General features: G+C 41.7%; 22 protein-coding genes. 20 read left to right on the top strand and 2 right to left on the bottom strand.

All coding sequences use genetic code 11. The features are described from left to right. The first annotated feature begins 247 nt into the window (after positions 1-247). Positions 248-1,822: a peptide chain release factor 3 gene (locus ACYP5M_RS22510; RefSeq protein ID WP_076366909.1), complete on the top strand. Its 1,575-nt coding sequence runs from the start codon at positions 248-250 to the stop codon at positions 1,820-1,822. A gap of 477 nt (positions 1,823-2,299) precedes the next feature. Next, positions 2,300-3,700, top strand: a complete 1,401-nt coding sequence (gene nhaC / locus ACYP5M_RS22505) for a Na+/H+ antiporter NhaC (RefSeq protein WP_434168977.1) — start codon at positions 2,300-2,302, stop codon at positions 3,698-3,700. A gap of 111 nt (positions 3,701-3,811) precedes the next feature. Here the strand turns inward: nhaC and ACYP5M_RS22500 are convergent, their stop codons facing one another. Next, entirely contained in the window at positions 3,812-5,005 is a 1,194-nt protein-coding gene (locus tag ACYP5M_RS22500) for an FtsW/RodA/SpoVE family cell cycle protein (RefSeq protein WP_434168978.1), read from the bottom strand. A 633-nt stretch (positions 5,006-5,638) separates the two neighbouring features. On the opposite strand from ACYP5M_RS22500, the gene ACYP5M_RS22495 reads away from it, so the two are divergent. From ACYP5M_RS22495 to ACYP5M_RS22480, 4 genes are all read left to right on the top strand, one after another. Further along, positions 5,639-7,198: an aldehyde dehydrogenase family protein gene (locus ACYP5M_RS22495; RefSeq protein ID WP_434168979.1), complete on the top strand. Its 1,560-nt coding sequence runs from the start codon at positions 5,639-5,641 to the stop codon at positions 7,196-7,198. 259 nt (positions 7,199-7,457) lie between these two features. After that, positions 7,458-8,240: a TerC family protein gene (locus ACYP5M_RS22490; protein ID WP_434168980.1), complete on the top strand. Its 783-nt coding sequence runs from the start codon at positions 7,458-7,460 to the stop codon at positions 8,238-8,240. A 354-nt stretch (positions 8,241-8,594) separates the two neighbouring features. Then, positions 8,595-9,338, top strand: a complete 744-nt coding sequence (gene sigI / locus ACYP5M_RS22485) for an RNA polymerase sigma factor SigI (RefSeq protein WP_434168981.1) — start codon at positions 8,595-8,597, stop codon at positions 9,336-9,338. After that, complete coding sequence (locus ACYP5M_RS22480) at positions 9,335-10,654, top strand: anti-sigma factor domain-containing protein (RefSeq protein ID WP_459735535.1); 1,320 nt, start codon at positions 9,335-9,337, stop codon at positions 10,652-10,654. The genes sigI and ACYP5M_RS22480 overlap by 4 nt, the downstream gene beginning before the upstream one ends. A 56-nt stretch (positions 10,655-10,710) precedes the next feature. Here the strand turns inward: ACYP5M_RS22480 and ACYP5M_RS22475 are convergent, their stop codons facing one another. After that, complete coding sequence (locus ACYP5M_RS22475; protein ID WP_034314196.1) at positions 10,711-10,902, bottom strand: alpha/beta-type small acid-soluble spore protein; 192 nt, start codon at positions 10,900-10,902, stop codon at positions 10,711-10,713. A gap of 234 nt (positions 10,903-11,136) precedes the next feature. On the opposite strand from ACYP5M_RS22475, the gene ACYP5M_RS22470 reads away from it, so the two are divergent. From ACYP5M_RS22470 to ACYP5M_RS22405, 14 genes are all read left to right on the top strand, one after another. Further along, on the top strand, positions 11,137-12,489 hold the full coding sequence (locus tag ACYP5M_RS22470) for a TrkH family potassium uptake protein (RefSeq protein WP_101224485.1): 1,353 nt from the start codon (positions 11,137-11,139) through the stop codon (positions 12,487-12,489). A gap of 197 nt (positions 12,490-12,686) precedes the next feature. Beyond that, positions 12,687-14,009, top strand: a complete 1,323-nt coding sequence (locus ACYP5M_RS22465) for an ATP-binding protein (protein ID WP_459735534.1) — start codon at positions 12,687-12,689, stop codon at positions 14,007-14,009. A gap of 105 nt (positions 14,010-14,114) precedes the next feature. Then, complete coding sequence (locus ACYP5M_RS22460; RefSeq protein ID WP_402941608.1) at positions 14,115-15,344, top strand: acyl-CoA dehydrogenase; 1,230 nt, start codon at positions 14,115-14,117, stop codon at positions 15,342-15,344. Continuing rightward, complete coding sequence (locus ACYP5M_RS22455; protein ID WP_452445076.1) at positions 15,341-16,114, top strand: SDR family oxidoreductase; 774 nt, start codon at positions 15,341-15,343, stop codon at positions 16,112-16,114. The genes ACYP5M_RS22460 and ACYP5M_RS22455 overlap by 4 nt, the downstream gene beginning before the upstream one ends. A 37-nt stretch (positions 16,115-16,151) precedes the next feature. Then, entirely contained in the window at positions 16,152-17,762 is a 1,611-nt protein-coding gene (locus ACYP5M_RS22450; RefSeq protein ID WP_402942927.1) for a long-chain-fatty-acid--CoA ligase, read from the top strand. Between the two features lie 72 nt (positions 17,763-17,834). Then, a complete protein-coding gene (locus tag ACYP5M_RS22445) occupies positions 17,835-18,398 on the top strand; it encodes a TetR/AcrR family transcriptional regulator (protein ID WP_260356997.1) in 564 nt (187 codons plus the stop codon). A 43-nt stretch (positions 18,399-18,441) separates the two neighbouring features. Further along, complete coding sequence (locus ACYP5M_RS22440) at positions 18,442-19,329, top strand: 3-hydroxyacyl-CoA dehydrogenase family protein (RefSeq protein ID WP_434168985.1); 888 nt, start codon at positions 18,442-18,444, stop codon at positions 19,327-19,329. Further along, entirely contained in the window at positions 19,326-20,105 is a 780-nt protein-coding gene (locus ACYP5M_RS22435; protein ID WP_434168986.1) for an enoyl-CoA hydratase, read from the top strand. Before ACYP5M_RS22440 ends, ACYP5M_RS22435 begins: the two co-directional genes overlap by 4 nt. 16 nt (positions 20,106-20,121) lie before the next feature. After that, complete coding sequence (locus ACYP5M_RS22430; protein WP_101224492.1) at positions 20,122-20,523, top strand: acyl-CoA thioesterase; 402 nt, start codon at positions 20,122-20,124, stop codon at positions 20,521-20,523. Between the two features lie 19 nt (positions 20,524-20,542). Then, entirely contained in the window at positions 20,543-21,604 is a 1,062-nt protein-coding gene (locus ACYP5M_RS22425; RefSeq protein ID WP_459735533.1) for a phosphotransferase family protein, read from the top strand. A 3-nt stretch (positions 21,605-21,607) separates the two neighbouring features. After that, positions 21,608-22,366 (top strand): 2-phosphosulfolactate phosphatase, encoded by a 759-nt coding sequence (locus tag ACYP5M_RS22420; RefSeq protein WP_434168988.1) that lies wholly within the window; start codon positions 21,608-21,610, stop codon positions 22,364-22,366. A gap of 28 nt (positions 22,367-22,394) precedes the next feature. Further along, on the top strand, positions 22,395-23,174 hold the full coding sequence (locus tag ACYP5M_RS22415) for an SDR family NAD(P)-dependent oxidoreductase (RefSeq protein WP_434168989.1): 780 nt from the start codon (positions 22,395-22,397) through the stop codon (positions 23,172-23,174). 17 nt (positions 23,175-23,191) lie between these two features. Continuing rightward, positions 23,192-23,971 (top strand): enoyl-CoA hydratase/isomerase family protein, encoded by a 780-nt coding sequence (locus ACYP5M_RS22410; protein ID WP_459735532.1) that lies wholly within the window; start codon positions 23,192-23,194, stop codon positions 23,969-23,971. 16 nt (positions 23,972-23,987) lie between these two features. Next, a complete protein-coding gene (locus ACYP5M_RS22405) occupies positions 23,988-24,965 on the top strand; it encodes a quinone oxidoreductase family protein (RefSeq protein WP_434168990.1) in 978 nt (325 codons plus the stop codon). The last annotated feature ends 35 nt before the right edge of the window (positions 24,966-25,000 follow it).

Here is a 25,000-nt window from a genome sequence, read left to right as displayed (position 1 = left end):
ACAAAACCCCTTATGGTGATTCATTCACCTCTACATCTTTCCTTCATATCGTGTTAAAATAGAAAGGTTGATTGAAATGAATGCAGGTAGCCAAGGTTTAAGCCTTATGATATATTTCTTCTTACATATATTGTGTATGATCAGGATTTTTGCATACAAAGAAAGGTTGCCATTCCAATGTAAATAATACAAATGAACCCCCTATAAATTTTTTTATTGATGACTCCAATAATGAAAGGAACATTTTATGACTACTTTAAAAGACGAGGTTCAATCCCGACGGACCTTCGCAATCATCTCTCACCCGGATGCAGGGAAAACGACTTTGACAGAAAAATTATTGCTGTTTGGCGGCGCGATCCGTGATGCCGGAACAGTTAAAGCTAGAAAAACAGGGAAGTATGCAACAAGTGACTGGATGGAGATTGAAAAGCAACGGGGAATTTCCGTTACATCTTCAGTCATGCAATTCGATTATGATGATTTCCGTGTCAATATTCTCGATACACCAGGCCACCAAGATTTCAGTGAAGACACATATCGTACACTGATGGCTGTTGATAGCGCCGTGATGATCATCGACTCGGCAAAAGGTATCGAGGATCAGACGGTTAAATTATTCAAAGTATGCCGGATGAGGGGTATCCCGATTTTCACTTTTATCAATAAAATGGACCGACAAGGTAAAACGCCGCTAGAATTGCTTGCCGAACTCGAAGAGGTATTAGGTATAGAAACATATCCAATGAACTGGCCGATTGGGATGGGAAAAGACTTCGTGGGCATTTACGACAGGTTCAATAATCGGATTGAACAGTTCAAAACGGAAGGGGAAGAGCGTTTCCTTCCATTGAATGACGAAGGTGAACTCGAAGTGGATCATAAACTTAAGGATTCCCAGTTATATGAGCAAACTTTGGAAGAAATCATGCTGTTGACGGAAGCGGGTAACCAATTCTCTGAAGAAAACATTGCGAATGGAAAACTTAGTCCCGTATTTTTCGGGAGTGCTTTAACGACGTTCGGTGTTCAGACGTTTTTGGATGCTTATCTGAAATTTGCACCAGCTCCACAAGCGCGGATGACAACGTCAGGTGAAATGGACCCTGTCAGTAATGATTTTTCTGGTTTCATTTTCAAGATCCAAGCGAATATGAACCCAAAACACCGTGACCGGATCGCTTTCCTTCGCATTTGCTCCGGTAAATTCGAACGTGGGATGAGCGTCAACCTGAGCAGGACAGGAAAACCAATCAACCTTTCTTCTTCCACTCAATTCATGGCTGATGATCGGAACACCGTAAATGAAGCGGTAAGCGGAGATATCATCGGTTTATATGATACAGGTAACTACCAAATTGGCGATACGATTACAACAAGCAAAGACATGTTTCAGTTTGAAAGGCTGCCTCAGTTTACACCGGAACTATTCATGAGGGTAACAGCTAAAAACGTCATGAAACAGAAACACTTCCATAAAGGAATTAACCAACTTGTACAAGAAGGGGCAATTCAGCTCTTCAAAACGGTCCGGATGGAAGAATATCTGCTTGGTGCGGTTGGGCAACTTCAATTCGAAGTATTCGAGCATCGAATGAGGAACGAGTACAATGTTGAAGTCGTGATGGAGCGCATGGGCAGTAAGATTACACGTTGGGCTGAAGATGAAAAGCTTGATGAAAATCTTCATAGCTCAAGAAGCATCCTTGTTAAAGATCGGTTTGATAAATATGCATTCTTATTTGAAAATGAGTTTGCTCTTCGTTGGTTCCAAGATAAAAATCCTGATGTGGAATTATATAATCCAATGGATTTGAAATAATGAAGAAGCCCGTGTTATATACACGGGCTTTCAGTTTGTAGACAAAAGGGTTTCGGAATGGTCCCTTTCGGAAACCCTTTTGATTTTTTTATTGAACTTGGAGCAGTTTTTCAGAATATTTGACCTCCTCGACATTTAGACCATATTTACCCCTCGCCAAGTCCAGATGGCCATCTTTTTCCTTAAAAACAGGCTACATGGTCCTGATCGATCATTGTGAGAAAAAACTGTTCATTATTTAGCGAAGAACAATGAGATAGCCAAGGCATTTCAATTAGCTCAGATAATGATCGAATCACCTAAAAGTAATTATAGGGAAATACACTGGGAAAATTAATATCTACTAAAATAGATTATTATTCCTTTGACAATCTCCTGAAACTCCTTTATATTTAGCTAGTAACTTTAGCGCTTAAAAGCGTTTCAGTAATTATGAGGAGTGAAAAGGTCCGATCCTTACCTCAGAGAATACACAACATGAAAGCGGGGAAAAACATCATGCGTCTTGAAGATGCAAAGCTAAAACTCTCCTTACTTGAAGCAATTGGGGTTTTGGCCATTCTATTCTTAATCATTGCAACTGGTATCATACATTATGGACTTGCCCCCCATATTCCAATAATAGCGGCAATCCTTTTCTTATTTGTTTATGGGAAGATCAAGAAGCTGCCATTTTCAATTATGGAGGCGGCTATAGTCAAAGGTGCAGGTACTGGTATGGGAGCCATTTATATATTCTTTTTCATTGGAATGCTGATTTCCATATGGATGGCAAGCGGGACGATCCCTACCATCATGTTCTATGGGTTTGACTGGATTTCTGGTGAATATTTTTATGCAATCACATTTTTGGTGTGTTCGCTAATTGGGCTCTGTATCGGGAGTTCACTTACAACATCAGCCACTATCGGCGTTGCTTTAATAGGTATGGCGGCGGCGATGGATTTATCGTTGGCGATTACAGCCGGTGCAATCATTTCCGGTGCATTTCTTGGGGATAAAATGTCTCCATTATCCGACTCTACCAACCTTGCATCTGGAACGGTTGGAGCACCATTATTTGAACATATTAATAATATGCTATGGACTACGATTCCAGGTTTTTTAATATCACTTATCATCTTTTACTTCCTTTCACCGAATGTCAAAGTTGCTCGTGTTGAGGAAATCGAAGCCATGACCAAAGCCTTGGAAATGGAAACGAATATAAGCATATGGAGTTTGATTCCGTTTGTCATCGTTCTAATCATGGCTTTGAAAAAGGTGTCAGCCATTCCGACATTGTCGGCAGGAATCATTTCGGCAGCCATCATCGCTTTCATTCAAACGCCTAATTTGACGGTTGCAAAACTGGCAGATATTTTATACGGCGGATTTGTACTCAAGAGTGGAATGGATCAACTTGACTCAATCTTATCGCGGGGCGGAATTGAAAGTATGATGTTCTCCGTTTCGATGGTGTTGTTGGCATTGGCCATGGGCGGACTATTGTTCGAATTGGGAGTCATACCTTCTATTTTAAAAGCGATTCAGGATTCATTGACGAGTGTAGCGAAAGTGATTTCCGCTACTGTATTTGCAGGAATCAGCGTGAATTTCCTGGTGGGTGAACAGTATTTGTCAGTTATACTGCCTGGGAAAGCCTTTCAGCAGAAATATGAAGATTTAGGCTTGCAGCCCAAAACGCTTGCGAGGGTACTTGAAGATGCAGGAACAGTTGTGAATCCTCTGGTTCCTTGGGGTGTCTGCGGTGTATTCCTGACACAGGTATTGGGTGTTTCAACCCTTGAATATGCCCCATTTGCATTCTTCTGCCTGCTTTGTCCTTTACTCAGTCTGATTTCTGGCTTTACGAAAATCGGTATCCATTATAAATAAAAAAACAGGCGGTCGGGTCTCGACTGCCTGTTTTTTTATGTGAAGTTCCATAACCTTATAGAGAAGGGGACCCCCTGACATGAACAGAAATGTCAGGGGGTATTTGAACGATTATTTTGAGGACGCAATCTCATCTTTTGGGATGGACACGACCTTTTCTTTCTGTTCAAGCAAGTTCATTCGCATAACGACATTTTGGAATATGCCCATTGAAAGCATGAGCAGCAGTAAGGAAGATCCTCCATAACTGATGAATGGAAGGGTGATCCCTGTAATAGGGATAAGTCCAGTCACTCCGCCAACGTTGATGCCGACTTGAATGCCGATCATGGATGAGATGCCGATCAATAAAAGGCTTCCAAATGGATCCTTGCATTTTGCTGAAAGTATATATCCCCTTAAAACGATAAAACCTAGTGTCAATAACACGAACCCCACTCCGAATATCCCGAGCTCTTCTGCAATGACAGACATGATGAAATCAGTATGTGATTCAGGCAGGTATCCGTATTTTTGTACACTGTCACCAAGACCCACTCCAGTAAGGCCGCCGGATCCTATCGCGAAAAGTGAATTTACGAGTTGATACCCGCTTTCTCCTGCCGTTCCGAAAGGATCTGCAAACCCCGTAAAACGAGACATCTTATTTTCAGAAAGAACGGAAGAAAAATTTCCTGTCACTATTACACCTAGTGCAAATATGGCAACGAAAATCGCAGTAATCAAAGAGAGTTTGAATATACTCTTAAAGGACATACCGGATGAAATGATCATGGTACTTGAAATCAGGAAAATGACCGCTGCCGTTCCATAGTCAGGTTGTATTCCGATTAAAAAGCATATGAATACAAGAAAGAAAATCGGCGGGATGACGGCTTTATCAATACTATTGATTCGATCCTGCCTTTTTCCATAAATGGCTGCCAAATAAATAATCATGGCTAACTTGGAAAATTCAGCGGGTTGAATCGACTTTGTCCCTAATTTGAACCAGCTTGTGGCATTTCCTGCTGTATGGCCGAAGATAAAGAGGAGCAAAAGGATACCGGCCATTCCAAACATCATAGACATCAAGAACATTTTGTTTTTGTACATCTTATAAGGAAGAATCATCGTGACGATCATTGCCACGAATGAAATGAGAAAGGCCGTTTTTTGTTTCTCAAAGAAGAAATCCATAGGCATGCCGTATCGAGCAACAGCAGTAATCATGCTCGAACTGTAAATCATGACTAAACCAAACAAACAGAGTAATACGACAGCGATGAAAATAGGGAAGTCGTATGCTTTAATTATTCTTTTCACTTGTGCGCTCACCTCAAATATGTATGCGCGAAAAAATCGCCTTCTTATATAGTAACGGAAAATCGTTTATATAGATAATAATTTTTATTCGATATATGAATTTATCCTCCATAAACCAATATTAAACACTAAAACCGAGAAACTTGTATGCCGGATTTCCTTTTTGCTAATAGCCCAATTCGGATTCCTATACATTATCTTCGATAGCAAACGTGAATACTCCTTTTAATAACTGAAAAATTTTTACTATATATTCCATTTGGCGGTTCTGTTAAGTCTGGAAGATTACTATTTAAGGTTATTTATGGAAAAACCTGATGTGATGAAGTGGATACTGTAAACAAATTTGTTAGAGTGACTCATCTTAAAAGGTATACTTATTTTAGCCCCGGTTATGTGGCACGGAATGGTGCAGGGATTTAATGAAGAGAGCGAACCGGTTGTGAACTTGGTTCCAATGGATTATATTATACAGGCTCCTGCGTCTCTGGCATGATATAAAGAGGGGTGGAAAAACCTCGTACGTTACGTTTAGTGAATTAGGGAAGGCCTACCTCCTTGGTCGATCTTAATTAAAAGCATAAGAATGATAGGGAGTACCAATAAAAATAAGGTTAAGCAAGGGGAGTAGTTATGGAAGAGATATATGACAAGCTGGAAGTGTTTTCTCCGGCAACAGGTGAGAAGATTGCGGAAATCGTGCCAACGCCATTGAAGTCGATTCCTCATATATATAAGAAATCAAGACATGCGTTCCAAGAATGGTCGAATCTTTCCATCAAGGAACGGCTGCACTATTTAAAACGGCTTCGTTTATTGATGGTAGAAAAAATGGATGAAATAGCTGAAGTCATTTCAAAAGATACGGGAAAAGTGAAAATTGAAGCGCTGGTTGCTGATATCATGCCAACGATTGATGCAATAAAGCATATCGAGAAACATGCATTGAAAACTCTTTCCGGACGAAAGGTCACCACTCCGCTCATGTTAATTGGAAAAAAATCTTATATCCAATATATGCCCCGTGGAACGATACTCGTCATTTCACCATGGAATTATCCGCTGCAGCTTTCCATGGTACCCATTCTTAATGCTCTAGCAGCGGGAAATGCAGTCATCGCCAAGCCCTCAGAGGTAACACCTTTAGTTGGGGTTTGCATCGAAAAGCTGTTTCTTGAAGCTGGTTTCCCGGACGGAATTATACAGTTTGCCCATGGAGGAAAAGAACTGGGTGCGGCATTAACTGAGCAAAAGCCTGATTATATATTTTTTACTGGATCTGTAAGGACTGGGAAAATGATTGGTGAGGTCGCAGCTAGACAACTGATCCCAACGACTTTGGAGCTTGGCGGGAAGGATCCGATGATCGTTCTGCGTGATGCCAACCTGGAACGGGCTGTTAACGGGGCGCTTTGGGGGGCTTTTACAAATAGCGGGCAGGTGTGCATGAGTGTTGAAAGGGTTTATGTGGAACGTCCTGTTTATAAGGAATTCCTCATGCTTCTTAAAGAAAAGACGAAGTCCATGAGGCAGGGGGTGCATTCGCAGGATGACATCGGTTCAATGACCTTCCCGGCACAAGTTGATATTGTGGCTGGACAACTGGAGGATGCACTGAATAAGGGGGCCGTACTTGAAGCCGGAATACCTCCGAAAGAGTGGAAAACGGGACAGACCCATTTCATTCCGCCGACGATTCTGTCCAATGTCGATCATTCCATGAAAATCATGAAAGAAGAAACGTTCGGACCAGTATTGCCTGTTGTGCCTTTTGATACGGAGGAAGAAGTGATCGCCCTGGCAAATGAAAGTGAATATGGACTCAATTCCAGCGTTTGGACGATGGATAGTGAAAAAGCAAGCAAAATTGCGTCTCGGTTAGTAACAGGAGCGGTGACGATCAATGATGTGCTGATAACGGTTGCTAATCATCATTTACCATTTGGCGGTGCCAAACAAAGTGGGGTTGGCCGCTATCATGGCGAGCATGGATTAAAGATTTTCTGCCATGAAAAAGCGATCATGATCGATAAAGGTAAAAACAATACAGAAATACAATGGTATCCATATGAAGGGAAATACACGAGTTTTTTATCGCTGTTTCAGAACTACTTTTCTGCCAAACCGAACTGGATTCGTTTCGGCAAAGAATATATGCGATTGATTAAAATTTCCAAAGGGTACAGAAAATGAAATCCATTTATAAAAAAGATTGTTATTTTCATAACGAGCGCGTATACTATGAATATACTTAATAACTGATTTTCCTTTTCAAAGGGGAGTAGCGTTAGGGTTCGCCCTAAAACAAAGTCGTCATTACGTGAATGTTAAACATTCATCGGCTTTGTTGACATGTTTTCATGTTCAGCAAGACCTTTGCCTATATGGCAGAGGTCTTTTTATTTTGCCAATGCCAGTAGGAAGGAAATACTAACTATTGGAGGTTGAATGGATGGAAGCATCAATATTATTGGAATATGGCTGGGTCCTTCTTATCTTGGTTGGATTAGAAGGGATACTTGCTGCGGATAATGCGGTCGTCATGGCTGTCATGGTTAAGCATTTGCCAAAAGAACAACAGCGAAAAGCCTTGTTTTATGGTTTGATGGGAGCTTTTGTTTTCCGCTTTGCAAGCTTATTCCTTATTTCCTTTCTTGTCGAGGTGTGGCAAGTTCAAGCAATCGGTGCGATTTACTTACTTTTCATTGCTTTTCAGCACATTTACAAAAAATACGCTGGTAAAGGTGAGAAGGAAATCACGAAACCTAAAAAGCAATCCGGCTTTTGGATGACCGTGGTAAAGGTTGAAGCGGCTGATATAGCTTTCGCAATCGATTCGATGTTGGCTGCTGTCGCACTGGCTGTTACACTTCCTGAAACAGGCTGGATGAAAGTCGGCGGTATTGACGGAGGGCAATTCGCTATCATGTTCCTCGGCGGCATGATTGGATTGATCATTATGCGATTTGCAGCAAATGGGTTCGTGAAGTTGCTTCATCAGCGTCCTTCCCTAGAAACGGCTGCATTTTTGATAGTGGGTTGGGTAGGAGTGAAGTTGGCGGTACACACACTCGCACACCCTTCACTGGCTGTCATCGATCATCATTTCCCTGAATCAACTCTTTGGAAATCGATTTTCTGGGTCGTTTTGATTGGAATTGCAGCAGGTGCATGGATCATTTCAAGCAAAAAAGAAAAAAAAGAAAAAGAAGAGAAAAAAATACAGGAAGCTTAAAAAAACAGGCGTGCTGGTCACGCCTGTTTTTTTTGCTTTTTCATGTATTTTTGGAGATGACCCTCAAAAGCGCAGGGATGTTTACGAATGATATGTTAAAAGATGTGAATATTAAATTCCGGTTATAAAAATGACAAATGTCCCATTGTATTGGACAAAAATCAGGAAAAAGATAACTTACTGTAATTGCACTGTAATAAACGAGAAAAAACTAAGTATTTTATCATGTTGATATATTATGTGATTTAATTTTTAATGCAAAAATAGTTCTTTTGGTACTGTCTTTTAGACTCCCTCCGCTTAAGATAAGTATGTTGATGCGTATTTTATGTTCAACAGGAGCGAGGTGAGCAAATGCTTGGATTGTTGTTAACAGCATTCAAAAAAAAGCGTTCTTTAGAAGAAACCGTATTGAAAATTCAACAAGGCGATATTAGCCTTCGTAATGATACCATAGAGTCATTCAAACCTTTTATTGCGAAAACAGTGTCATCGGTTTGCAAACGTTACATATACGAATCAGATGATGAATTCAGTATTGGACTGATTGCATTTAACGAGGCAATCGATAAATATTCCCCGGAAAAAGGCCGTTCTTTATTGGCATTTGCCGAAACCCTCGTTAAACGAAGGGTTATAGATTATATAAGAAGCCAGTCCAAACAAAAAGAAGTCCTATTGGATTTATCACTGAATGATGATAATGAGCAAAGCCATATATATATCGATAATGAAAATTCCATCAATGAATACGAGAAGCAGAAGGAATCGGAAAGAAGAAAAGAAGAAATTCTGCTTTATATAAGCCATCTAGAGGATTTTGGTCTGTCATTTGAGGATTTAGTTGAAAACTCTCCCAAACATGCAGATGCCAGGAAGGGAGCTATTATGATCGCTAAATTGTTAATGGAAGATGACGAACTGAAAGAAATCCTGTTTGCAAAAAAGCGGCTGCCCGTAAAACAGCTTGAGGGAAAAGTGGAAGTAAGCAGAAAAACGATTGAACGGAACAGAAAGTACATCATTGCTGTGGCAATCATAATAAACGGAGATTTTTTGTATTTGAATGATTATATAAAAGGGGCTATCGATGAATGAAAAAAGGAGTTATTCTTTCAGTTAATAAGCGATTTGTTACCCTATTGACCCCCGAGGGTGAATTTCTGAAAACCAAAAGGCAGGAACGGGTATATGAAGTGGGTGAGGAAATCACTTTTTCACCTGCTAAACAAAAGTTCACTTTAGCCTTTTCCAATTTTCATTCATCTTTCAAAAAAACGGCCGTGCTAAGCATTGCCTCCACCTTCTTGATTCTGTTTTCGATTCTTCCTTCTTATTTCTCTGGTCCTGTGTCGGCATATATGACGATAGATGTGAATCCAAGCATTGAATTGGAGCTTGACGATGATTTAGAAGTTCTCAAACTTACCGGTTTAAATGAAGACGGCAAGCTTGTGATTGGTCAGCTGAAGGACTGGAAAGGCAAGGATATAAAGACTGTTACAAACCGGATCGTTGAAACGACGAAGCAACTTGGTTATTTGAAAGGAAATAAACAAATTGTGGTTTCCACAACGTTATTGGAAAAAGATAAAGAACTGGATAAGAATTTAAAAGAAGAGATAAAAGAAATTTCTGAGCAGGATAATGTTTCTAACACAAAAATGAAAGTGATCCAGGCAACAAAAAGCGATCGGAAGCAAGCAAGGGAACAAGGCATATCCACTGGTAAGTATCTCGAAAAGAAGTTGAATGAAGATAAAGATAAGGATAAGGTAAAAGTCAATAAGAGGGAGCCTGCTCCAGCACCTGATAAAAAAGTCGAGGATAAGGTTGTTATTCCGAAAGAGAAGAGCGTAACGCTGAGTACGGAAAACAAATCGGATGGAGAAAAGAAAAAAGAGAATAATGAAATTGAAATAAAGCAAAAGCCGGCCAATGAAGCCAAACCGACTGAACGGAAAAATGCGGGTATGGAAGTTTCCAAAATTAAGAAACAAACTGAACGGGAAGATACAATTGGAAAACGGGATGCAATAAATGGACACAAGGAAAAAAGCAACGAGACAAAAGGAAAATCCGAAAGCGACCACAGCAACCAATCAAAGAACAAGCAGAAAAATGAAAAGAATGATAAAAAGTTCGATGAGAAAAAAGTTTCTTCAGCCAAAGAAAATAATAATGATCATTTAAAGCACGAAAGTAAAAATAAACAAGCTAACCAAGTGAAGCAGGCTAATCGGGATAAGCAAGCAAAACAGCATAAGCAAAATAAACAAGATAAGCAAGCAAAACAGCATAAGCAAAATAAACAAGATAAGCAAGCAAAACAGCATAAGCAAAATAAACAAGATTGGGATAAGTCGAAAAGGGGTATCGGCAATAATGGAAAAGGAAATGGACATAATGATTAAAAAGAGTCCAGCATGCAGCTGGACTCTTAGCCATGGATATTTAATTGTGTTAGGAATTATTGACCTTTAAGTTGAGATTGTGCTTGTTGTACAAGGCGTTTCGTAATTTCTCCGCCAACTGAACCATTGGCACGTGCTGAAGTATCGGAACCTAATTGTACACCAAATTCAGATGCAATTTCATATTTGATTTGTTCTAATGCTTGTTCGATTCCAGGAACAAGAAGATTGTTACTGCTGTTAGCCATTTTTAAATCTCCCCTTTACTTTTTCAACGGCTTTTGCCGCTGTAATGATAGTATAAGTAGAATGTCGAGTTTTACTTATATGAGCAGTACCAAACTTATTGGTAAACCTGCCTTTTTGTTGTAAGTAAGTCAGTTTTAAAAGAGAATGGAAAAAAGAATGAAAAAAAGGTAAACTAGATATTTAATGGTTATGTGATTCACATAACTATATAGGAGTAAGAAAGGAAACTCTTTATGTTTGCTATCAAAAAAATATTATCAAAGTTAACACCAGCTCAGCTTATTGTCGGTTATTATTTTTTGGCCGTCACTATCTCGACCGTACTGTTGAGCTTGCCGGTTGCTCTGAAGCCAGGCGTGGAATTTAAATTCATGGATGCTTTATTCACAGCCGTAAGTGCAGTTAGTGTGACAGGTCTGACAGTTGTTAGTTTGCCTGAAGTGTATAATGAGGTAGGCTATTTCATTCTAATGTTCGTTCTCCAATTTGGCGGTATTGGCATCATGACACTCGGAACCTTTTTCTGGCTTATAGTGGGAAAGAAAATCGGTTTGAAGGAAAGGCAATTGATCATGACTGATCAAAATCAATCGAATCTTTCGGGCCTTGTTAAATTATTGATCCAAATCATTCAGATATTTGTCGTAATTGAAATGATTGGAGCTCTCGTTTTAGGTATTTACTTTCTGAATTTTTTTCCAGACTGGAAAGAGGCCTTTTTAAATGGCTTATTTTTAGCCGTAAGTGCCACCACGAATGCTGGTTTTGATATTACCGGTATATCGATGATTCCATTTAAAGACGATTATTTTGTACAGTTCATTACGATTATCCTGCTTACCCTTGGCGCCATTGGGTTTCCTGTTTTAATTGAGCTGAAAGAGTTTTTGTCCAATAGGGCCCGTACTTATAAGTTTCATTTTTCTTTGTTCACGAAGCTGACCTCAGTCACCTTCTTTTCCCTTATAATTGGGGGAACGATCCTGATTTACCTCCTGGAAATAAATGGATTCTTTAAAAATAAGAGCTGGCATGAATCGTTCTTCTACTCTTTATTTATGTCCTCCAATACTCGAAGCGGTGGGTTAGCAACAATGAATGTGAGTGACTTTTCGGAACCGACCCTTTTATTGATGAGCATTTTGATGTTCATTGGAGCATCCCCAAGTTCAGTCGGGGGAGGAATCCGGACAACTACATTAGCCATCATGATTCTATTTTTATGGAATTTCATGAGAGGAAGGCGTTCCATTAAAGTGTTCAAACGGGAAATTCACCCCGATGATATCCGAAAAGCGACTGCAGTTATGATCATGGGATCCCTCCTTTGCATAATGGCGGTCTTCATTTTATCAATTACCGAAAATTTCACTTTGATGCAAATCATTTTTGAGGTATGTTCGGCTTTCGGCTCAGTCGGCCTTTCGATGGGAATAACGCCTGACCTCAGCAATACCGGTAAAATTGTCATCATGATCATTATGTTCATTGGCCGTGTCGGGATAACCTCCCTCCTGTATATCATAGGCCATAAAGAAGTTACGGAAAATTTCCATTATCCAAAAGAACGCGTCATCATAGGGTAAATGATTTAAGTTTAACAGTGACCTTTCCACCCGTGGAAAGGTTTTTTGTGTTGTTTGCAGGAATCATGGATAAAATGTTGAAATTTACCTATAAGTGAGTTTTCCACCATTTCTATTTAAAAGATATGCTAATTTAATCCCTTACTTGGAATTCGATCAGATGAAGTTTAAATCATTTTGGTAAGGAGGTGGAAGAAGTGAAGAAATATACAGGAAGAATCTTTGTCCCTGCCCTTTTCTTCATATTGATACTGCCTTATATAGGGTGGCTGGGTCATGAAGAACGCAGGTTTTCCGCCTTTGCAGGAATATATTTAATCGTAATTTTGACCATAGCCTGGTGTTTGGGTGCCAACTTTGATCATAAACGTAAAACGATTGCTTTATTGCAGGATAGCGAAGGGCGTTATCGCATTATCTCCAATTACTCCAAAGAACTGGTCAATAGCTTCAATGAGGTTATTTTCCAGACGGATGATAAAGGAAATTGGCTGTACTTAAACCCGGCATGGAAATCGATGAGTGGTGCAACCGTGAATGAATCCCTGGGGCTTCACTTTTCTAAACATATGGATAAAAATTCTTATCAGGATGTATTAAAGGCCTTTGCGGACACCTTTCATCGAGGGAATAAATACTTTCGCGCGGACATCAAACTAAATGCGAAAAAGGGAACAAGTTGGGTTGAAGCATTCGTTAAACTAATTTATGATGACGCTGGGAAATTCATCGGGACGGCGGGCATATTATCGGAAATCAATGAACGTAAACATGCGGAAGAGAAGCTTGTGAGCCTAAACGAACATTTGGCAATCACATCAAGCAAATTATCAACGGCTGCCCAACTTGCGGCAGGGATTGCACATGAGGTAAGGAACCCGATGACAGCGATAATGGGATTCGTGAAGTTGATTAAAGATGGCGGTGCCGAAAAGCAGGAGTACTATGATATTATTTTTTCGGAAATAAATCGAATTGAGCAAGTGCTGAATGAACTCTTGCTGCTATCGAAACCTGCTGAGGCGGTTTTTCTTGAGAAGGATTTAAAGGAAAGCTGCAACCATGTCGTGACGTTGTTGGAGACAAACGCCGTACTGAACGATATTCAAATTCATAAAAATTATGATTCGGAACCTATTTTTATGTACTTTGATGAAAACCAAATCAAGCAAGTACTAATAAACATGATAAAAAATTCCATAGAATCGATGCCGAATGGCGGAAATATTTTTGTAAGCATAAATGGGGAAAATGGGGAAGTTTTTTTGAGCATTTTGGACGAAGGGGAGGGTATTCCGGAAACCTCCCTGCAAAAAGTAGGAGAACCATTTTTTACTACAAAAACATCAGGAACAGGATTGGGTCTTTCCGTTTGTTTTAGAATCATCGAAAATCATGGCGGAAAAGTTTTCATCACAAGTGAACTGAAAAAAGGTACGAAAATCGTATGTATATTTCCCACCGTCCAAAAAAAGGAATATAGTGGGAAAGAAAAGGTCCAGGTACAGGGCGTTGAATGATAAGAAAATAAATGATTTAATTGTTGAAAAAATCTGAATGTTGTGTATATACTTTAAAAGTAATAACATACTAACCGGTCAGTTAATTTAAAAGGAGGATTCAATTTGAACTTTGAGCATACTCAAAAGGTGAAAAACTTGGAAAAGAAGTTAACGGAATTCATGGAAAAGTACGTATACCCAAATGAATCAATATACAAAAAGCAGCTCGAAGCACAGAAGAGCCGCTGGAGTGAAATACCCCCGATATTATCTGAATTGACGGCAAAAGCAAAGGAAGAAGGATTATGGAATTTATTTTTACCTGATAGCGATTACGGTGCGGGTTTAACAAATCTAGAATATGCCCCGCTTTGTGAAATCATGGGTAGGTCGACGATAGGACCTGAAATCTTCAACTGTAATGCGCCGGACACAGGTAATATGGAAGTGTTGGTGCGATACGGTTCGGAGGAACATAAAGAACGCTGGCTGAAGCCCTTGCTTGCTGGGGAAATCCGCTCATGCTTCTCGATGACGGAACCGGAAGTGGCGTCTTCCGATGCGACCAATATCGAATGCAGGATAGAAAAGACGGGTAATGAGTATGTCATAAACGGCCGAAAATGGTGGTCTTCGGGAGCAGGCGATCCTCGATGCAAGATTGCCATCGTCATGGGTAAGACAGATCCTGAGGCGTCCAAGCATGAACAACAGTCAATGATTCTTGTACCGCTGGATACACCGGGTGTCAAAATCGAGAGAATGCTCCCTGTGTTTGGCTATGATCATGCCCCGCATGGCCATGCTGAAATCACTTTTGAAAATGTGAGGGTCCCGGCAACGAATATTCTATGGGGTGAAGGCAAAGGATTTGCAATTGCCCAAGGACGACTCGGACCCGGAAGGATTCATCATTGCATGAGGCTGATCGGCGCTGCTGAAAGAGCACTTGAAGAATTATGTAAGCGCATTCAAAACCGTGTCGCTTTTGGTAAAACATTGGCGAGACAAGGTGTGATCATGGAGTGGGTCGCCGATTCACGGATTGAAATCGAACAAGCGAGACTTCTGACCCTAAAAGCCGCTTATATGATGGATACTGTCGGGAACAAGGAAGCGAAGGCGGAGATTGCCATGATAAAAGTGGTGGCACCAAATATGGCATTGAAAGTGCTGGACAGGGCCATCCAAGGCTTTGGAGCTGCAGGGATCTCCGATGATTTCCCTTTTGCTGCACATTGGGCAAATGCACGGACGTTAAGGCTTGCTGATGGGCCAGATGAAGTTCACCGCTCACAAGTTGCTAAAATAGAACTTCGAAAATACCAACAAAAGCATGAGGTGAAAATATGAAAGTTACCGATTTATTCGATTTGACTGGAAAGACGGCGATCATAACCGGCGGAGGGAGAGGATTGGGAGCACAAATAGCGACTGGCTTTGCCGAAGCTGGGGCGAATGTCGTTCTTTGTTCAAGGAAGAAGGAGGCATGCGACGAAGTTGCTTCACAAATCGAAAAGCTTGGAGTCAAGGCGCTTTCCTTCAAGTGTGATATCACCAATCCGTCAGATGTACAGGAAGTTGTTAACGAAACTTGCCGAGAATTCGGTGCCATCGACATTTTAGTAAACAATAGCGGGGCATCCTGGGGGGCACCGGCCGTCGACATGCCCCTTGAAGCATGGCAGAAGGTGATGAATGTCAATGTAACCGGAACCTTTATCATGAGCCAGACAGCAGGCAGGGTCATGATTGAGCAGGGACATGGGAAAATCATAAATATCGCTTCCGTCGCCGGATTAGGGGGGACCGACCCTAGGGTGCTCGATACGGTCGGATATAATACGAGTAAAGGGGCGGTCATTACTTTAACGAAGGATTTAGCTGTTAAATGGGGTCAGCATAATATCAATGTAAATGCAATCGCACCTGGATTCTTTCCGACAAAAATGACGAAAGGGGTTCTTGAGCAAGGAAAGAATCCTATCTTGGATTCCACTCCGCTAAAAAGATTAGGGAGTGATGATGATTTAAAAGGGGCAGCGGTTTTCCTTGCCTCGAAGGCATCTGATTTTGTGACTGGAAATATCCTGATCGTCGATGGGGGTTCACATGCAAAGTAATGAAAGGTAAGTAAATATGGCTGGAGGGTATGAAATGATGAATGAAAAAAAATGGCTGTCCGTTTATCCTGATTCAATATCAAAGGAAATCAAAGTCCCTGAGTTTCCGATGCAAAGAATCCTTCAAAATGCATCTCAGTCCCATCCAAACAATACAGCTATTACTTTTTATGACCGAAAGATATCCTATCAGGAACTTTTTCATGCGTCGCAAGCCTTTGCTTCAGCCCTGCAAAAAAAAGGTGTTCAAAAAGGCGACCGTGTCGCCATCATGCTGCCTAACTGTCCGCAATACGTCATTGCGTATTATGGTTCGTTGACAACAGGAGCCATTATCACACAAATTAACCCAATGCTGGTTGAAAGGGAGCTGCAGCATATTTTACAAGACTCCGGTGCAGAAACGATCGTGGTATTGGACGGATTATACCCGAAAGTGAAAAGTGTACAGCAACATGCAAATTTGAAAAATATTATCGTCGTAAGCCTGCAGACTTCGGATGCAGATTTTCAGCCTGATGCTTCGTTTGACCAATTCATGAAAACAGGAGATGGCAAAATCAATCCAGTATCAATCGATCCGGAAAATGATATAGCCGTTCTTCAGTATACAGGAGGAACGACTGGCCGTTCAAAAGGAGCGATGCTGACACACAGCAATATTCTGGCCAATGTCGTTCAAACGTATGAATTCTTCAAGCATGAATTAAAAATAGGTACTGAAAGAACACTGTCGGTCATCCCGCTTTTTCATGTTTTTGGAATGTCGTCCGCAATGAATTTATCCGTGTATATCGCGGGTGACTCGATCATGCTGCCACGATTTGAAATAGAAGAAGTGCTGGAAACGATAAAGCGTGAACAGCCGACCACTTTTCCTGGTGTTCCCACCATGTATGTAGCGTTGACGAATCACCCGAGGGCAGAAGAATATGGAATGGGCTCAATTCAGGTCTGTAACAGCGGAAGTGCACCGATGCCCGTGGAACTGCTGCGTGAGTTCGAACGAAAATCAGGTGCAAAGATATTGGAAGGCTACGGTCTTACGGAAGCTTCGCCAACAACTCATTGTAATCCGGTATTTGCAAAAAGGAAGCCGGGGAGCGTCGGGATCGGAATCCCTTCGACTGAATATAAAGTGATGGACCTGGGAGACGGGACAAAAGAAGTGGCCACTGGCGAAATGGGGGAATTGGTCGTCAAGGGACCACAAGTGATGAAAGGGTACTGGAATATGCCGGAGGAAACGGCGGTAACCCTTAGAGATGGTTGGCTTTATACGGGTGATATCGCCAAAGTTGATGATGACGGGTATCTCTATATTGTCGATAGGAAAAAAGATTTGATCATCGCAAGTGGTTATAATATATATCCGCGAGATGTGGAGGAAGTGCTTTATGAACATCCTGCTGTCCAGGAAGCGGTTGTCATCGGCGTTCCGGATGCGTACCGAGGAGAGTCGGTAAAAGCGGTGCTTGTACTTAAAAATAATAAAACGGCAAATGAGCGGGAAATCATCGACTACTGCCGTGCCAACCTATCGGCCTATAAAGTTCCGCATTTCGTTGAATTTCGTGAAGAGTTACCGAAAACAAATGTCGGAAAGATTTTAAGGCGGGCTTTAAGAGAAGAACTTTCCAGGAAATAAGAGGGCTTTGATAGTACGAAAGCGTATGATATCAATTCAGCTGAAATTTTAACAGATTGCGAGGGTGCTTACATGAAAGAAAAAATGACAGAACATAGCATACGCTTATTTGAAAAGAAGGGCTTTAGTGAAACGTCGATTTCTGATATCGTCGAATCGGTCGGGGTGACGAAGGGAACGTTTTATTATTACTTTACGAGCAAAGAGCAATTGCTTATGGATATTCATCTCGCTTATATAGACGAGTTGCTTAGTGAGCAGGAAATGATCATTTCGGAACCTGGGAAAAGCTGTAAGGATAAGCTTTTCGATATGGTATATATGCTTATAAAAAGCATAAAAACCAAAAAATCCAGCGCAACGGTCTTTTTCCGTGAAATGAAAAATCTAAGTGACGAAAAACTTGCACAAATCCTTCCTAAGCGGGATGAGTTCCGTAATAAAATCGAGCAAGTGCTGATTAGCGGCATCGAGAGCGGAGAACTACGTTCCAATCTCGATGCATCCATCATCTCTTTCGCTATTTTGGGTGTAGCCAATTGGAGCTATCATTGGTTCGACCCAGAAGGTGAAAAAAATGAACAGGAAGTTGCCTCCATTTTTATGGGGATGATTCTGCAGGGAATTGAAGCGTGACCAGGTAACATACTAACCAGTTAGTCGAAGGGAGATAGAAGTCATGGCCAACAAGCAAATTCAATCGATAACCGTAATTGGGGCCGGGCAGATGGGGCATCAAATTGCGATGCTTGCTGCACTTGGAGGGTACGAAACGATTCTTCAGGATGTTCAGGAATTCGCGTTGAATACAGCCAAAGAAAAACTGGACGTCATTTTGACTAAATGGGTTCAAAAAGGAAAATTGTCTGAAGATCGTAAATTGGCTGCTTTTAGCCGTCTTCAATATACTACCGATCTTGAGAAAGCGGCGAGTGGGGCTGATCTGATCATTGAAGCGGTAGTTGAAAAACTTGATGTGAAACAGGAGGTCTTCGCTAAACTTGAAGAATTCGCCCCCGCGGAAACCATTTTTGCTACGAATAGTTCAACAATCGTCAATAGCCTGCTTGCGAGTGTGACGAATCGCCCGGATAAGTTTATTAATATGCATTTCTTTTTTCCGCCTCTAGTTATGGATTGCGTTGAGGTTGTCATGAGTGATCAAACATCGGAGGAAACAGCCGAGCTTGCGATGGAAGTGACAGAGAAAATGAATAGGACAGGAGTTTTGTTGAGAAAAGAGATATCGGGATTCGTAGCCAATAGAATTTTGGGAGCGTTGCAGCGTGAGGCCCTATATTTGTATGAAGAAGGAATTGTGGATTATAAGGATATCGACTTAATTTGCAGGAAAGCTTTAGGCCATCCCATCGGCCCTTTTGAACTGATGGATCTATCAGGTATTGATGTAGGATATTTTGTCATGCAGCAGCGATACAATGAAACTGGAAATCCAGAAGACAAGCCGAATGCTTGTATAGCAGAAAAGGTGAATAAAGGGCATTTAGGAAGGAAGACAGGAAAAGGCTGGTATGATTATCCAAATCAAGGGGTGAAGAATCGATGACAAAATTAATTAGAGTGGTTAAGGAAAATAAGCTTGCGATCATCACCATCGATAATCCTCCATTAAACGTAATCAGTAAACAAGTATTCAGGGACTTGGGAGAAACATTCGATGAACTTTCAAAAGATAATGAAACAGTTGCGGTACTCATAACAGGTGCAGGCAATATCGCATTTGCGGCTGGTGCTGATATAAAAGAATTCCCTAGCATGATGGGGAACCCGAATATGAAGGAAATTGTAAAGGAGGGTCATGCCGTCCTAACCAAAATAGACCAGTTTCCTAAACCTACAATAGCTGTATTAAACGGCCTGACTTTGGGCGGCGGATGTGAACTGGCTCTGGCCTGTGATTTGCGAGTGGCTGAAACACAGGTTCAAATTGGTCTGCCGGAAGTGAAATTAGGCTTATTTCCTGGAGCTGGCGGTACACAGCGTTTGTCCAGACTTGTCGGAAACGCAAAGGCAAAAGAGATTATATTTACCGGTGATCCGCTAGGTGCCATGGAAGCGGAAAAAATCGGGCTTGTCAATAAAGTCGTCGAGCAAGGCTGCGGCTTATCGGAAGCGAAAATCTTGGCCTCACGAATGACAAGGCACTCACTTCAGGCACTTTCGAGAATCAAGAAGGCGATTAATGAAGGAAGTGAAGCCACGCTTGAACAAGGTCTGGAGATTGAAACGAATCTTTTTGAAGAAATCTTCCAAACTGAAGATGTTAAAGAAGGGGTTTCCGCTTTCTTGGATAAACGTAAACCTGCTTTTGTACATCGTTAATTCAAGGAGGGGTCTTATGCATGAATTGGAAGTCGACGTCCGTTTTTCCGAAACGGATGCTTTGGGCCACATCAATAACACAAGCTATTTCATTTACCTTGAAGAAGCGCGCATGAAATTTTTTGAAGCTTTGGGCTTAGCTACGAATGTCGAGTCATGGAACTTTTTGTTAGCCTCCACTAAATGCGACTTTATTGCTCAGGGATATTTCAATCAACTCTTGACCATTCGTTCATCTATAAAAAAGGTAGGGACGAAAAGTTGTGAAATGGCCCATGATATCCTCTGCTCACAAACTGGGGAAATCATTGCTAAGGGAAGTGCAGTTTTAGTTTGTTTTAATTTTTTGAATCAAAAAAGTGAACCTATTCCTGAAATGATTAAAGAAAAACTCATTTCACATCTTGTTCATAATTAGAATGAAGGAGTGGAAGAACATGGTTGGCGATACGATTCCTGTTCGGCCCGGCGAGGAACTGAATATTGGTGCATTAGAAGGTTTCCTAAGAAAAAATGTATTGGACCTTCCAAATGAACCGTTAGAATTGCAACAATTTTCAACGGGCTATTCCAATTTGACTTATCAGCTGAAAATTGGTGAGTGGGAGGCTGTTCTAAGAAGGCCACCGCTTGGCCCTGTTGCGCCAAAGGCACATGATATGAAGCGTGAACATCATATCCTTTCCTCAATCAACCCATATTTTCAAGCGGCTCCCGAGCCTATTCTGTTCTCGGATGATGAATCGATTGCGGGGGCCCCTTTTTTCCTAATGGAAAGGAAACATGGAATTGTAATAGATACCGAATTTCCCAAGGGAATCGAGCCTACTGTTGAAAAGTGCATACAGCTTTCTCATGTCATGGTCGATCGGCTTGCTGATCTTCACTCGATTCCCTATGAGAAAACTGCGTTGGTGGAAATCTCCAAACCTGAAGGGTTCATTGAAAGACAAGTGCGCGGATGGATTTTCCGCTATGAGAGAGCAAAGACAGATGAAATCAAGGAAATTCGACCGCTCATCGATTATTTTCAACAGTATATCCCGAAACATAGCCAGACTTCCATTATCCATTATGACTATAAGATCAATAATGCCATGTTTAACCAGGACCTTACAGAGATGGTTGGTTTATTTGATTGGGAAATGTCCACCGTTGGTGATCCGTTAGCCGATCTAGGAGTGGCTTTAAGCTACTGGACGGAAAGCGGTGATCCGGAACTTATCAAAATCGGTGTGGGTAAAGCATCCGTCACCACTTTACCTGGTTTCCCGACACGAAGGGAATTTATCGAGATGTATGCAGCTAGAAGCGGCAGGGATGTTTCCAACGTCGATTTTTATTTAACATTTGGTTACTTTAAGTTGGCTGTCATTCTTCAGCAAATTTATTATCGATATAAAAAAGGCCAGACTAATGATCCCCGTTTTTCCAATCTCGGAAAAATGGTTAAAAGCTTACTCACTCATGCAGCAAATGTAGCTGCGAAGGAAGTTTAATATATGGAATATATACAAAACATTCATTTGCTGCTAAAAAAAGAAGAGATAGATGGAAAAAAGCTTCAAGAAGGAGAGAAAGTTGCGGTCGTACTTGATGTATTATTAGCGACCACTACGATTATTTCAGCACTTCATGAGGGAGCACGCCAGGTGATACCTGTCATGGATCCAGTGGATGCCTTGGTGAAAAGCCAGGAATTGGACCATGGGGATGTTGTAGTTGCAGGGGAACTAAAAGCTAAGCCGGTTGATGATTTAATGTATCCGAGTCCGACGCTATTGAGTAAGTTGGTACGCGGCAAAACATTAATACTTTCAACGACTAATGGAACGGTTGCGCTGAGAAATTCTGCAGCTGCCAAAAAGGTTTATATCGCATCTTTGTTGAATAATCCGTCTGTTGCAGAAAAAATAAAAAAACATCATAAAACAGAAACGATCATCATCGTTTGCTCGGGAAATTCAGGTGAATTCAGTCTGGAAGACTTTTACGGTGCAGGTCATTTGATAGATTGCCTGATTGCTGGGTCGCAAGGCTCTTTCATACTCAACGATGCAGCAAAGGCTGCCAATGCGCTTTATCGCACGAATAGCGAAAATGCCTTTGATATCCTGAAATCATCATATGTCGGACAGCTGTTTGACAAACATAGTTTGATCGCCGATTTGGAATTGGCGGCGCAAAAAGGTTCGTTGGATCTTGTCCCGGAGTTGGTGGATGGAAGGATCAAAGCTGAATTGAAAAGGCAGGAAACGTAGTTCAAAATCCAGATAAGGAGTGAAGGGGATGAGGTTTTCACAATCAATAGCGGTGGTGACAGGTGCAGGCTCCGGTATTGGGAAAGCTACAGCGATGCGCTTGTCTGACGAAGGGGCAAAAGTGATATTGGTAGGGCGGACGAAAGGAAAGCTGGAGGAGGCTGCTGCAGAAATCAATGCGAGGCATACGATTCCCGTGGCCGACATTTTCCCTGCAGATGTTACCGTCGAGGAGGATGTAATAGATCTGGCCATGTATGTGAAGGAACAATATCGTGACCTTCACATTTTAATCAATAACGCAGGTGGATCAAAGTCCTCGAAGCTTTTGGATACATCTGCTGCTGATTGGGATATGATTCAGCATGTCAATTTGAAAAGTGTCTTTCTTGTTTCCAAGTACTTGGGGAAAGTGATGGAAGAAGGAGCGGGCAGTGGCAATGAAGGCTCCGCCAATCGGGCAATCGTGAATGTGGCTTCACTGTCAGGGCATCAGGCAGGTGCATTCATCCCGCATTACAGCTCTGCTAAAGCAGGTGTCATCAGTTTAACTAAATCATTGGCACTGGAACTCGCTGCAGTCGGCATTCGGGTCAATTCCGTATCACCTGGATTCATTGAAACTCCATTGACGGAGGATGGATTGCAAAATGAAAAATTCGTAAAGTCCATTCAACGGAACACGGCACTGGAAAGAGTGGGGAGAGCGGAGGAAATAAGTAATGTCATTACCTTTGCTGCTTCCCCGGAGGCTTCCTATATGACTGGGACGGATTTATTGGTGGATGGCGGCTGGTTGATCAAATAGAAAAAGGGGATGGGTAAATGTTAAAAGAACACTTATTGACAGAAGTAATCGATAATGTAATGATCCTTACTTTGAATCGTCCTGAAAGTTTGAATGCGTTTAGTCCTGATATGATCGCAAGCTTAACGAAAGCGATTAAGGATGTAAAACATACACCACATATAAGGGCCGTCGTCATTAAAGGGGCGGGAAGGTCGTTCACTGCAGGAGGAGACGTAAAGTCGATGGGGAAGGCCTCTGCAGGTCAATTGTATGATCATGTCGGCAGAATGAACGAATGCATAATGGCTCTCGATGCTTCTGAGGTTCCCGTAATCGCTGCCGTCCATGGATTTGCGGCAGGGGCAGGATTCAATTTGGCACTCGCTTGTGATTTGATCGTGGCTTCCGATGATAGTCAATTTGCCATGAGTTTTTCACAGGTAGGCCTGATTTCTGATGGAGGGGGCTCGTATTTTTTACCTAAGTTAGTAGGGCCCCATCTTGCAAAGCAGCTCTTCTTTTCTGCCGAACCGATTTCTGCGGAGCGCTTATACCAGTTAGGTGTCATTAATTATTTATACCCACTCAATCAATTTGAAGAAGAATCATTGAAACTTGCGGAAAAGCTGGCAAATGGACCGACAAAGGCTTATGGAATGATGAAAAAGCTCGTAAGTCATTCATTTACGGCTACACTTGATGAAATACTCGAACAGGAGCGCATCACGCAAACCTTGATGGCTTCAACAGAAGATCATCTGGAGGGAGTTGCAGCATTCAAAGAAAAGAGAAAACCGGAATTTACAGGGAATTAATAAGGGAGGGATAAAGATGAGAGCCATTCATTTTGAAGAATACGGCGGACCGGAAGTACTGAAATTGACTGAAATGGAAAGACCCGTGCCAACTGGGCATGAAGTTCTGATTGAAATCGATTGTGTCGGCGTCAATTATGCAGATACAGCCAGAAGGGAAGGGCAATATGTAGTACCTACGCCGCTTCCTTTCATTCCAGGTGCGGAAGTGGCTGGCGTTGTGGTGGAAGTTGGTGGAAAGGTGACTAAAATCAAACCTGGTACAAGGGTCGTGAGTTTAATTGAATCAGGTGGGTATTCGGAATACGCCCTATCTGATGAGTTCTCGGCCATTCCGCTTCCTGATGCCATTCATTTCCATGAAGCTGTTGCCCTGCCCCTTCAAGGTCTGAGCGCCTATCATATTTTAAAGACAATGGGACGCATGCAACAGGGGGATACGGTATTGGTCCATGCTGCTGCAGGCGGAGTAGGAACGATTGCTGTCCAGCTAGCCAAAATCTTCGGGGCTGGAAAAGTGATTGCCACAGCCAGCACAGTGGAAAAGTTGAAACTGGCTAAAGAGATGGGGGCAGATGAACTCATCGATTACACGAAAGAAGGATGGGAAATGGAAGTCCGTGAGGTCACGGGAGGAAAGGGAGTCGACGTGGCGCTGGAAATGGCTGGAGGGGATATTTTCAATAAAACATTGAAATGTTTGGCACCCTTCGGACGTCTAGTTGTTTTTGGTAATGCCAGCCGTAAGCCATATACGATGAATCCGCAGCAATTAATGAGGCGCAATCAATCCGTTGTAGGTTTTTTTCTGCCACAGATCATGAAACACCCAGATTTACTGTTGCCCAGCATTCAAGAACTTTTTGCATACGTCGCGTCTGGGGAACTTAAGCTAACCATCGGCGGCATCTATCCAATTGAAAAGGCAGCAGCCGTCCATGAGGAAATGAACGCACGTCAAACAAAAGGGAAGTTGATTTTGCAGGTTAAATGAGAAGAAGGGGTGTGATGCACCCCTTGTATGATAAT

This window comes from Peribacillus sp. N1, from assembly GCF_054600815.1.
This window is presented reverse-complemented; position numbering and strand designations above follow the sequence as displayed.

Excerpts from the sequence above, each read along its gene's own strand:
- ACYP5M_RS22420 (WP_434168988.1), top strand. The coding sequence starts at position 21,608 with ATGGAATATATACAAAACATTCATTTGCTGCTAAAAAAAGAAGAGATA.
- nhaC (WP_434168977.1), top strand. The coding sequence starts at position 2,300 with ATGAAAGCGGGGAAAAACATCATGCGTCTTGAAGATGCAAAGCTAAAA.
- ACYP5M_RS22415 (WP_434168989.1), top strand. The coding sequence starts at position 22,395 with ATGAGGTTTTCACAATCAATAGCGGTGGTGACAGGTGCAGGCTCCGGT.
- sigI (WP_434168981.1), top strand. The coding sequence starts at position 8,595 with ATGCTTGGATTGTTGTTAACAGCATTCAAAAAAAAGCGTTCTTTAGAA.
- ACYP5M_RS22410 (WP_459735532.1), top strand. The coding sequence starts at position 23,192 with ATGTTAAAAGAACACTTATTGACAGAAGTAATCGATAATGTAATGATC.
- ACYP5M_RS22480 (WP_459735535.1), top strand. The coding sequence starts at position 9,335 with ATGAAAAAAGGAGTTATTCTTTCAGTTAATAAGCGATTTGTTACCCTA.
- ACYP5M_RS22430 (WP_101224492.1), top strand. The coding sequence starts at position 20,122 with ATGCATGAATTGGAAGTCGACGTCCGTTTTTCCGAAACGGATGCTTTG.
- ACYP5M_RS22470 (WP_101224485.1), top strand. The coding sequence starts at position 11,137 with ATGTTTGCTATCAAAAAAATATTATCAAAGTTAACACCAGCTCAGCTT.
- ACYP5M_RS22510 (WP_076366909.1), top strand. The coding sequence starts at position 248 with ATGACTACTTTAAAAGACGAGGTTCAATCCCGACGGACCTTCGCAATC.
- ACYP5M_RS22455 (WP_452445076.1), top strand. The coding sequence starts at position 15,341 with ATGAAAGTTACCGATTTATTCGATTTGACTGGAAAGACGGCGATCATA.
- ACYP5M_RS22435 (WP_434168986.1), top strand. The coding sequence starts at position 19,326 with ATGACAAAATTAATTAGAGTGGTTAAGGAAAATAAGCTTGCGATCATC.
- ACYP5M_RS22475 (WP_034314196.1), bottom strand. The coding sequence starts at position 10,902 with ATGGCTAACAGCAGTAACAATCTTCTTGTTCCTGGAATCGAACAAGCA.
- ACYP5M_RS22490 (WP_434168980.1), top strand. The coding sequence starts at position 7,458 with ATGGAAGCATCAATATTATTGGAATATGGCTGGGTCCTTCTTATCTTG.
- ACYP5M_RS22425 (WP_459735533.1), top strand. The coding sequence starts at position 20,543 with ATGGTTGGCGATACGATTCCTGTTCGGCCCGGCGAGGAACTGAATATT.
- ACYP5M_RS22495 (WP_434168979.1), top strand. The coding sequence starts at position 5,639 with ATGGAAGAGATATATGACAAGCTGGAAGTGTTTTCTCCGGCAACAGGT.
- ACYP5M_RS22440 (WP_434168985.1), top strand. The coding sequence starts at position 18,442 with ATGGCCAACAAGCAAATTCAATCGATAACCGTAATTGGGGCCGGGCAG.
- ACYP5M_RS22405 (WP_434168990.1), top strand. The coding sequence starts at position 23,988 with ATGAGAGCCATTCATTTTGAAGAATACGGCGGACCGGAAGTACTGAAA.
- ACYP5M_RS22445 (WP_260356997.1), top strand. The coding sequence starts at position 17,835 with ATGAAAGAAAAAATGACAGAACATAGCATACGCTTATTTGAAAAGAAG.
- ACYP5M_RS22450 (WP_402942927.1), top strand. The coding sequence starts at position 16,152 with ATGAATGAAAAAAAATGGCTGTCCGTTTATCCTGATTCAATATCAAAG.